The following is a 10,401-nucleotide window of genomic DNA, read 5'->3' on the forward strand; positions in this document are numbered from 1 at the left end:
ATTTTTCATCAAAAAAATACACCGAACAAGTGATAAAATCCAGCAAGAAAAATCGGATATTTGTGTAAACGAAAACCGACCATGAAGTTCAAATACCTTTTAATATCCATTTTATTTCTTGTTTTTTTTCTGAAGTTAAATGCGCAAAATTCTTCTAAAACAGACAGTTTGTTGCGTGTTTTGAAAACAGCGAAAGAAGATGAAAAGAAGATTTTATTGCTTTATGAAGTCGGACTAAACTTTGAAACCACCGATTTAGAAAAATCGAAATCGTATTACCGACAAGCTCGAAAACTGGGAAAAAAAATCAAATATTCTTTATCGGAATTTAAATTCATCAGCAATTATACGTTTTCCCTTAATATGCAGGGAAAATTGGACTCTTCCCTTTATTGGAATTTGAGAGGAATTGAAGAAGCCAAAAAATTAAAATCTGATGAATATCTTGCTAAAGCGTATTTCAACACGGGAACTTCTTATCAATATCTAACAGATTACCAGTCTGCAGTAGAAAATTATCAGAAAGGGCTGGCTTTATTTGAAAAATTAGATAATGAATTATTGAAAGCACAAGCCAATGATATTTTGAACGTTTTATACACGTCAATGAAGAATTTCAAAAAAGCAAAAAAACACGGAAAATTAGCGGTTCAGCAATTCCAAAAATTAGATCAGCCGCAATTGTATGCTTATTCATTATCGAATTTGGGAAGGGTTTACGGCGATTCTAACCAAAAAGATTCTTCGCTTATTTATCACCAACAAGCCGAACAAATTGCAAAAAAAATAAACGATGAAGTTCTGTTGGCAACCGTTAATCTCAATTTAGGCGATGTTTATCTTTGGAAAAAACGGTTTGAAACGGCAAAGAAACATCATGAAACGGCATTACAATATGCGCGAAAAAACCAACTTTCGGATGTGGAATCGGTGGCTTTAAGAGGACTTTCCTATTATTATATGGAGAAAGGTGATTTTGAAAAATCCCAAGAATTTGCAGAAAAAGCATTAGAAATTTCACAGAAAAATAATTTGAGGGAAGAAAAAGTTTCCAACCTTAATCAAATGACAGCTTTGGCTTATGTTTCGAGAGATATTGATAAAGCCGGAGAATACGAAATACAATCCAAAAATCTGCGAGACAGCATCTTGAATGACCAAATTATTAACGCCACTATTAACACCGAAAAAAGATTTGAACTCGATAAAAAAAACACAAAACTCCAACTTCAAGAAGAAAAAATTAACCGGAAAAATCTGTTGAACTGGCTTTTGATTGGAGGTTTGGTTGCACTTTTAACCATTGCCATTTTAGGATACAGAAATTACAATCATCGAAAAAAAATCCAGGAACAAAAAATCACCAAACTCGAAACCGAAAAACAACTTTTAGCCACACAATCACTTTTGAAAGGACAGGAAGAAGAACGAACCCGCATTTCAAAAGATTTGCACGACGGTTTGGGCGGATTGTTGAGCGGCGTTAAACTACAATTAGGAGCCATGAAAGGAAATCTCATTTTAACCGAAGAAAACGGAAATGCATTCAACCGTGCTTTAAATAAATTGGACGAATCTATCTCCGAAATGCGCCGCGTTGCGCACAACATGATGCCGGAAACTTTGCTGAAATTTGGGCTTCAACAAGCATTAACCGATTACAGCAACGGACTTTCGCAAGGGCAAAATTTCACGATTGATTGCGAATTTTTCGGACTTGAAAACCGTTTGGAAAATTCGGTAGAAATTGTCGTTTATAGAGTCGTTCAGGAACTCATCAATAATGCGGTTAAACATTCTGAAGCGACAAAAATTTTGGTTCAAGTGATGCGACACGATCAAGAACATTTGAATATTACGGTGGAAGACAACGGAAAAGGATTTAACTTTGATGAAATGAAAACCAAAAATTCCGCTGGCTTGCAAAACATCCAATCCAGAGTAAATTACTTGAACGGAAAAATGGACATCCAATCCGTAATAGGAAAGGGAACTTCCGTATACATCGAATGTGATTTGAATCAAAATGGGTATATTAATGAATAGTGGCGGGCTTTAGCCCGCTTAAGAAATCAGATTTCGTTCGGCTTTAGCCAAAATTTTAAGCGCATTTTCAAAAAACATGAATTTGGATAAAATAAAAATCATTGTGGTAGACGATCATCCGATGGTCATTGAAGGCATGAAAGCGATGCTAAACCAAATCCGTTACGTGGAATTGTGCGCAACCGCTTCCAACGCTTACGAAGCCATGGAAAAAGTGAAAGAAAACCAACCCGATTTGGTGATTACGGACATCAATATGCCGGAAATTAGCGGCGTGGAACTGACTTCAAAACTGAAAAAAGAATTTCCAAATCTCAAAATTATCGGTATGAGCACCTTCAACGAAAGAAGTTACATTGCACAGATGATTCAAAATGGAGCCGATGGTTTTTTGGTAAAATCTGCATCGAAAGAAGAAATTGAAACGGCGATTTCATCCGTTTTAGACGGGAAAATGCACTTGAGTTCCGATGCAGGAATGAGTACTTCCGAACAAAAAGAATTGAAAAACCAACCCACTTTAACTAGCCGCGAAAAGGAAATTCTAACCTTAATTTCCGAAGGCTTCACCAATCCTCAAATTGCCGAAAAACTGTTCATCAGTTTATACACCGTAGAAACGCACCGAAAAAATTTGTTATCGAAATTTAATACGAACAATACGGCTTCGCTGATAAAAATTGCAGCGACAAATGGTTTACTATGAAAAAAAAATTTGATTATTCGCCCGATTTATTCGCCAACTGTCCGCAAGCTGCATCAATATCTCCGCCTCTACTTCTGCGAACCATAACGGTAATTCCGGCTTTTGTAAGGTCACGAACATATTTTTCTTCCGCTGCAATGCTTCTATGATCGAATTTTCCTTCACCAATTGGATTATATTGAATGAGGTTTACTTTGCTTGGAACTTGTCTGCAATACTTGATTAATGCTTTGATGTCTTCATCTTTGTCATTAATTCCGCCCCATACACAGTATTCGAAAGTGACGACATTTCCTGTTTTTTCATACCAATATTTTAGGGAATCCATGATTTCGGTTAGTCGAAATTTCTCTGAAAAAGGCATGATTTCGTTTCGTTTTTCTTCGATTGCGGTGTGAAGAGAAAGCGCCAATTTCACCTTCAAATCTTCATCCGCCAACATTTTAATCATCTTCGGAATTCCCGATGTGGAAACGGTAATTCTTCGAGGTGACATTCCCAAACCTTCCGGTTTTGTTATTTTTCGGATGGCTTCAACCACGTTTTTGTAGTTCATCATTGGTTCTCCCATTCCCATGAACACAATATTTGAAAGAGGTCGATCGAAATATAGTTTGCTTTGTCGGTCAATTAAGGCAACCTGGTCCACAATTTCTGCAACTTCCAGATTTCGCATTCTTTTCAAACGTGCAGTTGCGCAGAATTCACAATTCAGAGAACAGCCGACCTGCGAAGAAACACAAGCTGTAGTACGAGTTTCTGTTGGAATTAAGACAGATTCTACTAAAAGTCCGTCGTGAAGTTTCACCCCGTTTTTAATTGTTCCGTCTGTAGATTTTTGCAGTTGGTCAACCGAGATTGGATTGATGATATATTCTTGCGAAATTTTTTCCCGTAAATCTTTAGAAAGATTGGTCATTTCATCAATGGAATGGAGGTTTTTGCTCCAAAGCCAGTCGTAAACCTGTTTCGCGCGGAAAGGTTTTTCACCAATTGTTGCAAAATAATCTTTAAGCTGTTCTAAACTTAATGTACGTATATCCTTCATAAAAAAGTCTCGCAGATTTAGCAAATTCAGCAGATTTCTCTTTCTGCGTCATCAGCAAAATCTGCGAGAAATATTTTAAAATTACTTTTGTCTTACAGAATCAGCATTGCGTCTCCGTAAGAATAGAATTTGTATTCATTCTTAATAGCTTCTTCATAAGCGTGCATCACGAAATCTTTTCCTGCAAACGCCGCAATCATCATCAATAAAGTAGATTTTGGCGTGTGGAAATTGGTAATCATCGCGTTTGCAACTCCGAAATCGTGTGGCGGGAAAATAAATTTATTGGTCCAACCGTGATAAGGACTAATTTTTCTGTTGGATGAAACCGAAGTTTCCAAAGCTCTCATCGTTGTAGTTCCAACGGCGCAAACTCTTCTTTGTTCTTCAACTGCTTTGTTGATGATGTCTGCATTTTTTTGGTCGATGATAGCTTCTTCCGATTCCATTTTGTGTTTGCTCAAATCTTCTACTTCAATTGGGTTGAAAGTTCCCAAACCAACATGCAGCGTCACTTCCGCGAAATCGATTCCCTTGATTTCCAATCTTTTCATCAAATGTTTGGAGAAGTGAAGACCTGCAGTTGGAGCTGCAACCGCACCTTCGTGTTTTGCGTAAATCGTTTGATAACGGTCTGCATCGGCTGGTTCTACCGCTCTTTTAATATATTTTGGAAGTGGAGTTTCACCCAATTCTTTCAATTTTGCACGGAATTCTTCGTAAGAACCGTCGTACAAAAATCGCAAGGTTCTACCTCTTGAAGTCGTATTGTCAATCACTTCAGCAACCAAAGATTCGTCTTCGGTGAAGAATAATTTATTTCCGATTCTGATTTTTCTTGCAGGATCTACCAAAACATCCCAAACTCTGGTTTCTTTATCGAGTTCTCTTAAAAGGAAAACTTCAATTTTAGCACCGGTTTTTTCTTTGTTTCCGTATAATCTTGCCGGGAAAACTTTGGTATTGTTGAAGATAAAAAGATCGTGTTCGTCAAAATAATCAACCACGTCTTTGAAAAGTTTATGTTCAATGGTTTGGTCTTTACGGTTCAAAACCATCAGTTTAGCGTCGTCTCTGTGTTCAGCTGGATGTTCTGCCAAAAGTTCTTCCGGCAAATGGAAATTGAAATCAGATGTTTTCATAAAATTTACGGATTTTATTGAATTAAAAAATTAAGTCCGAAAACATTAAAATTTTCGGACTGCAAAGATACGATGATAAAAACCGAAAATCAAGCTTTTAAGAAAATTTAAAACTTACTGTAATTTAATACTTTAGGAACTGTTACTACAAAATCTACATTTTTGTACTCCACTAAAGTATAAAAACAACCATCATCACGCACTGCTTTGGTAACTATAAAGTTTTCTTTCATATCAATACCTTTTACCCCTTCGAACGGGTGCAGAAAAGATAATTTAAAAATCGAAAACAATGGAACATTGGATGTTTGCAATGTAAGTTGAAAGTCAAGCGATTTTTTTGATTTTTTATTTTGGAATATTTGTAACAAAGTATGTTTTTCCTTTCCATCAGTTGTAATTTCAGTAAAATTTGACCAAACGTTCTTGCTTAAATTTTGCTGCCCTTTTTGTGTTCGATTACTTTAAAAGAATGGAACAAGTTATTTTCAAAATCTATAATTTTTGCATAATACTGATTATTAGCTTTGCTAACCTTCAAAAAATATGAAAAATTATCAATGTCGAAATATGTTATTGCCTCTGTTGTGCGGGATGATTTTTGATGATCTATTAATGATGTTTTGAATTTTTGTGAGGAAATTAAACTCATAGGTTTTTTGTGAGAAAATAAGAACACTGCAAAAAAGAAAAAGAAAAAGAAAGGGTATTAATTTTTTCATAAAAAATCTAAAATCTTTCTCCAAGATAATGCTTTTTCTTCATACTTTAAACTTGCGTGAGCCGGACTTGTAGAAGGCAAAGCAATGACTGGAACACGAAAATCTTTACCCAAAAGTTTCTGCAAATTTTTGAAAGACTTTTGTCCGTTGCAGAAAATAGCCTGAATGTTCCGATATTCTACCAATAATTTTGAAATTTGATTGGCTTCTTCATTCTTGATATCAGAATCTAAACTGCCTTTTCTTTCGCACGAATCAATGACATCCCACAATGCGATGTTGTGTTTTTTCAGCATTGAAATTCTTTCAGCATAATCTGTAGTGAATTCTTCTCCTAAAATTTCACAAATAATCTTCCAGAATTTATTTTGAGGATGGGCATAATATTGCTGCATTTGCAGAGATTTCGCACCGGGAATGGAACCCAAAATGAGAATTTTTGAATTTTTGTCTGCGATAGGTGGAAAGGAAGAAATACGTTCGGACATAAAAAATGCGATAGAAAAATCTACCGAAATTTAAATTTATTTTTTTGAACACCCCGTCTAAATCTCCGATTTAGACACCCCTCTGGAAGAGGGAAACCCGCTTTATAGCTGATGTGGATGAACTGGACTAAAGTGTTTCTTTCAACCATTCAAAAAATTCTCTTTGCCAAACCAAGCCGTTTTGTGGATGAAGAACCCAGTGATTTTCGTTCGGGAAGTAAAGGAATTTTGTTTTCAAACCTTTTAGTTTTGCAGCCTGGAAAGCTTCCTGACCCTGTTCGTAAGGAACACGGTAATCTATTCCACCCTGAATAATCATCATCGGCTTGTTCCACTGATCAACAAAATTTGATGGATTAAAATCTGTATACGCTTTTGGAAGTGGCTTATCAAATGGAGAACCTAAATCCCAATTCGCAAACCACAATTCTTCTGTTGTTAAAGCCCAAGATTTCATGTCAAACAATCCGTCGTGTGCAATGAACGTTTTAAAGCGGTTCTGATGAATTCCGGCCAATATAAATACACTGTAACCGCCGTAACTTGCTCCAACTGCCGCCATTCTGTCTCCGTCAACATACGGCAAAGTTTTCGCGTAATCTGCAGCCGACAAGTAATCTTTCATTGGTTGTCCTCCCCAATCTTTAGAAATAGCTTCGTTCCATTTTGTTCCCCAACCCGGCATTCCGCGACGGTTGGGAGCTACTACGATATAGCCGTTTGCAGCCATCAAAGCAAAATTCCATCTTGTGGAGAAATATTGCGTTAAAGCAGATTGTGGTCCACCCTGACAATACAACAGTGTTGGATACTTTTTATTAGGGTCGAAGTTTGGCGGATAGTGGAACCAGACTCCCATTTCTTTTCCGTCGGTGGTTTTTACCATTTTCAGTTCCGATTTTCCGGGAGTTAGTTTGGCGTAATTATCTTTGTTGATATCCGTAACCTGCTTCATTGCTCCTTTTTTTAAATCAACAGAAAACAAATCCGGATTGTGGTTGATATCGTTTCTTGTTACCAAAAGCGAGTTTTTGTTTTGCGCATAGATTTCATTCACATCAAAATCGCCTTTCGTCACCTGTGCAACTTTTCCGGTTTTCGGATTTAAAGAAAACAGCTGTTTTGTTCCTCTGTAAGCTGTGGTGAAGTACATCATTTTCGAATCCGGTGTCCAGTAAACATCTCCTGTAACGCTTTCGTCCCAATTTTTGGTAAGATTGGATACTTTTTGGGTTTTCCAGTCCATGATTTTTACATCATTCTTGTCAGCTTCATAACCGTCTCTTTCCATGGATTGCCATGACAAAGTTTTTCCGTCTGGAGAAAATTTCATTCCCAAATCATAACCTTTATTGCTTTCGGTAAGGTTTTTTACGGTTCCGGAAGCTAAATCATATTCAAAAATATCGGTGTTGGTAGATTTTGCGTATTCAGCTCCACTTAAAGGTTTTGTAACGTACAATAGTTTTGAGGAATCAGGACTCCAAATGAAATCTTCAGCTCCTCCGAAAGGACGTTGCGGAGAATCCCAGGTTTTGCCTTCCAATAAATCTTTAGCTTTATCAATACTTTCCGAAGCATTTACTACAAAAACGTGGTTGTATTTTCCTTCATTAAAATAATCCCAGTGGCGGTGATTCAGATCGGTATAAATTTGAGCGGTCGTTTTAGGGGTATCTTCGTATTTGTCCTTCCCCATGAGTTTCTCCACTAAAACCTGCTTGCTGAAAGCCACTTTCTTACCGTCCGGAGAAATCACAATGTTATCAACTTCTCCAATCGTGTAAAATTCTGTCCAGGTTTTTCCGGCATCTTTGGAAAGGTAAATTTTATCGCCTTCCTGCGCGTACAAACCATTTTTATCCCACTGAATTAAAGATTTCTTGCCTAAATCTACACTTGAAGCAGTTCCATTCAAAGCATTCAGGAAATAATTTTTTCGGTTGGTTTTTTCGGTTTTCAAATCTACTTTTCCAACGCTGTACAGGAGGGTTGAGTTGTCCGGAGAAACCGCAGTAACGCCCAGTTTATTTAGCGTCCAAAGGGTTTCGGGAGTCATTACATTTTGTGCATTCATAAAAGTGGTAGCAGCAAGTGCAATAAGGGTATGTTTCAAATTCATATGGTATAGGGAATTTTTTAGCGCAAAAAATTTTGACGAATTTAATTAAAAAATCATCAAAGAAAAAACGCTCCAACAAAGGAGCGTCTATAATTTTTTACTTTTTGAAGCTGCTTTTCTTTTCACTTCGGTGATGTTGGTATAAATCCATTCGTCCATTTCAATAATGAATCTGTTTCGGTTTAAAACCATACGGCAAAGGAAGATAACACCCAGAAAAACAGCACTCAACATCACAGAAATCAATCCGAAACTAGTGGCGATTTTCCAGCGCTGGTCTTCATTTAATAAAACATTTAGCTGCCTGGAAACCCAATCCAGAAATATCTTAAAGTGAAACAGACTTTCCAACAAAAGACCAATTCCTAAAATCAAAAAAGCCACAAACAGAATCCACGACGCTACGTACAGCGCTCCTACCAAAAAAGTACTTCCGGAAACCGAAGGCTGACTGTCGAGAATGGTCTGAAGTTCCTTCAGCCTCATTATTTATCGTCCTTGGAAGTGAAAATTCCGTTCAGCAGCGAAGTAATGACAGACAGTAAAATACTGAAAATTAAAGCCCACCAAAAGCCGTCGATGTTCATACCATCTACAAAATAATCTGCGAGCAAAATTACCAAAGCATTGATGACCAAAGAGAACAGCCCAAGCGTAATAATGGTTAAAGGTAAACCTAAAAGCTTTAAAATTGGTGTCACAATGAGGTTTAGAACACCCAAAACGATGGCGAAGACCAGGGCTGTGGAAAACCCGTCGAAATGTACTCCCGAGAGCACGTACGTTAACCCAAATGCTACCACTGCGGTAACGAGAAGTCGGATAATTAAATTCATAGTTTAAAAATATTTACCCAAAAATAGGGATTTATTTGAATTTAATCAATATCTTTTGGTTCAACTCGAATTCATACAGTAATTTTAAGAATTGAGTTGGCAAAAAAAAGATAAATAATTGCCCACCAAATATTTTTTTCTATCTTTGCTGTGATACAAAACCAACATGAACCACACAATTATTATTTCTTTCATTATTATCGGTGCAACAGCATTCGGGAAGGAATAATTTTGTAAAAAATAAAACAACAAAATATTGAAGCTTCCCAAACCGGAAAGCTTTTTTATTAAAAGAACATCAGAATATAATGAATTACTTCAACAATATTATTATCAGCATTATTATTTACTCGCCTTAGTGAGGAATGCTGCTATGTTCATCTTAAAGCCTTTCTCACATTCGGGAAAGGCTTTTTTTATTTCAAAAAATAAATCAATAAACCAAAAAATATGTATTTCAACAACGAAACTGTCCTTTTTACAGACGGTCAATTTGTAAAAGCCAACGAAGCCTTAACAAATTTATACACCCAAACAATGCACTACGGTTATGGAGTTTTTGAAGGAATCCGTTCTTACAAAACTGAAAACGGACTTCAGATTTTCAAAGCCAAAGAACATTACGAACGTTTGAAAAAATCCTGCGAACTGGTGAAAATTCCATTTGATTATTCGGTGGAAGAAATGGTGGAACTCACCTGCGCCGTTCTCGATAAAAACAATCTGGAGGATGCCTACATCCGTCCGCTGGTGCATTGCGGTCCGAATATGAGCCTTACTGCGCCGACTTCCGTTTCTTTTATGATTGCAGCCTGGGATTGGGGTGCCTATCTCGGCGAACAGCTTCTGCGCTTGAAATTATCATCGTATTGCCGTCCTCATCCAAAATCCATCCACATCGAAGCCAAAGTCTGCGGACATTACGTGAACTCCATTTTAGCAACGAGGGAAGCGAAAGATGCAGGCTTTAATGAAGCGCTTCTGCTTGACTGCGAAGGAAATCTCGCCGAAGGTCCAGGAGCGAATTTATTTTTTGAAAAAAACGGCGAACTCTTTACCCCAAAATTGGGACAAATACTTCCCGGAATTACACGTGCTACAGTAATCGATCTTGCTGAAAAACTGAACATAAAATTAACAGAAGGAACCTTCACGCCAAAAGATTTATGCGAGGCCGACAGCGCTTTCTATTGTGGAACGGCTGCCGAAGTTGTGGGAATAAAATCGGTGGATGATTATGAATTTCCTTTAGAATGGAAAAGCTCTTTGGGTTACAGGCTGCAGCAGGAAT

General features: G+C 37.2%; 10 protein-coding genes. 3 read left to right on the top strand and 7 right to left on the bottom strand.

The window, feature by feature from the left end; genetic code table 11:
- Window positions 1–180 precede the first annotated feature (180 nt).
- Both Q0252_RS10835 and Q0252_RS10840 read left to right on the top strand, forming a co-directional pair.
- Window positions 181–2,046 carry a sensor histidine kinase gene (locus Q0252_RS10835; RefSeq protein WP_297986191.1) on the top strand — a complete coding sequence of 622 codons (1,866 nt, stop codon included), beginning with the start codon at window positions 181–183 and terminating at the stop codon, window positions 2,044–2,046.
- A gap of 76 nt (window positions 2,047–2,122) precedes the next feature.
- Window positions 2,123–2,752, top strand: a complete 630-nt coding sequence (locus tag Q0252_RS10840) for a response regulator transcription factor (RefSeq protein ID WP_297986194.1) — start codon at window positions 2,123–2,125, stop codon at window positions 2,750–2,752.
- A 13-nt stretch (window positions 2,753–2,765) separates the two neighbouring features.
- Here the strand turns inward: Q0252_RS10840 and rlmN are convergent, their stop codons facing one another.
- The 7 genes from rlmN to Q0252_RS10875 all read right to left on the bottom strand — a co-directional run bounded on the left by rlmN (window position 2,766) and on the right by Q0252_RS10875 (window position 9,110).
- Window positions 2,766–3,800 carry a 23S rRNA (adenine(2503)-C(2))-methyltransferase RlmN gene (gene rlmN / locus Q0252_RS10845; protein WP_297986196.1) on the bottom strand — a complete coding sequence of 345 codons (1,035 nt, stop codon included), beginning with the start codon at window positions 3,798–3,800 and terminating at the stop codon, window positions 2,766–2,768.
- A gap of 92 nt (window positions 3,801–3,892) precedes the next feature.
- On the bottom strand, window positions 3,893–4,942 hold the full coding sequence (gene queA / locus Q0252_RS10850; RefSeq protein ID WP_297986197.1) for a tRNA preQ1(34) S-adenosylmethionine ribosyltransferase-isomerase QueA: 1,050 nt from the start codon (window positions 4,940–4,942) through the stop codon (window positions 3,893–3,895).
- Window positions 4,943–5,049: 107 nt separating this feature from the next.
- On the bottom strand, window positions 5,050–5,256 hold the full coding sequence (locus Q0252_RS10855; RefSeq protein ID WP_297986198.1) for a hypothetical protein: 207 nt from the start codon (window positions 5,254–5,256) through the stop codon (window positions 5,050–5,052).
- Window positions 5,257–5,660: 404 nt separating this feature from the next.
- Complete coding sequence (locus tag Q0252_RS10860; RefSeq protein ID WP_297986199.1) at window positions 5,661–6,152, bottom strand: DNA-deoxyinosine glycosylase; 492 nt, start codon at window positions 6,150–6,152, stop codon at window positions 5,661–5,663.
- Window positions 6,153–6,279: 127 nt separating this feature from the next.
- Window positions 6,280–8,274, bottom strand: coding sequence for a S9 family peptidase (locus Q0252_RS10865; protein WP_297986200.1), 1,995 nt, complete (start codon window positions 8,272–8,274; stop codon window positions 6,280–6,282).
- A gap of 87 nt (window positions 8,275–8,361) precedes the next feature.
- Window positions 8,362–8,760, bottom strand: a complete 399-nt coding sequence (locus Q0252_RS10870) for a hypothetical protein (RefSeq protein WP_297986201.1) — start codon at window positions 8,758–8,760, stop codon at window positions 8,362–8,364.
- A complete protein-coding gene (locus tag Q0252_RS10875) occupies window positions 8,760–9,110 on the bottom strand; it encodes a phage holin family protein (RefSeq protein ID WP_297986202.1) in 351 nt (116 codons plus the stop codon). The genes Q0252_RS10870 and Q0252_RS10875 overlap by 1 nt, the downstream gene beginning before the upstream one ends.
- 450 nt (window positions 9,111–9,560) lie before the next feature.
- Here Q0252_RS10875 and Q0252_RS10880 point away from each other — a divergent pair.
- On the top strand, window positions 9,561–10,401 hold an 841-nt coding region (locus Q0252_RS10880), incomplete at its 3' end, for a branched-chain amino acid transaminase (protein ID WP_297986203.1).

The sequence above is a fragment of the uncultured Chryseobacterium sp. genome (genome assembly GCF_936933875.1).
In the GTDB taxonomy this organism is placed as follows: domain Bacteria; phylum Bacteroidota; class Bacteroidia; order Flavobacteriales; family Weeksellaceae; genus CAKZIK01.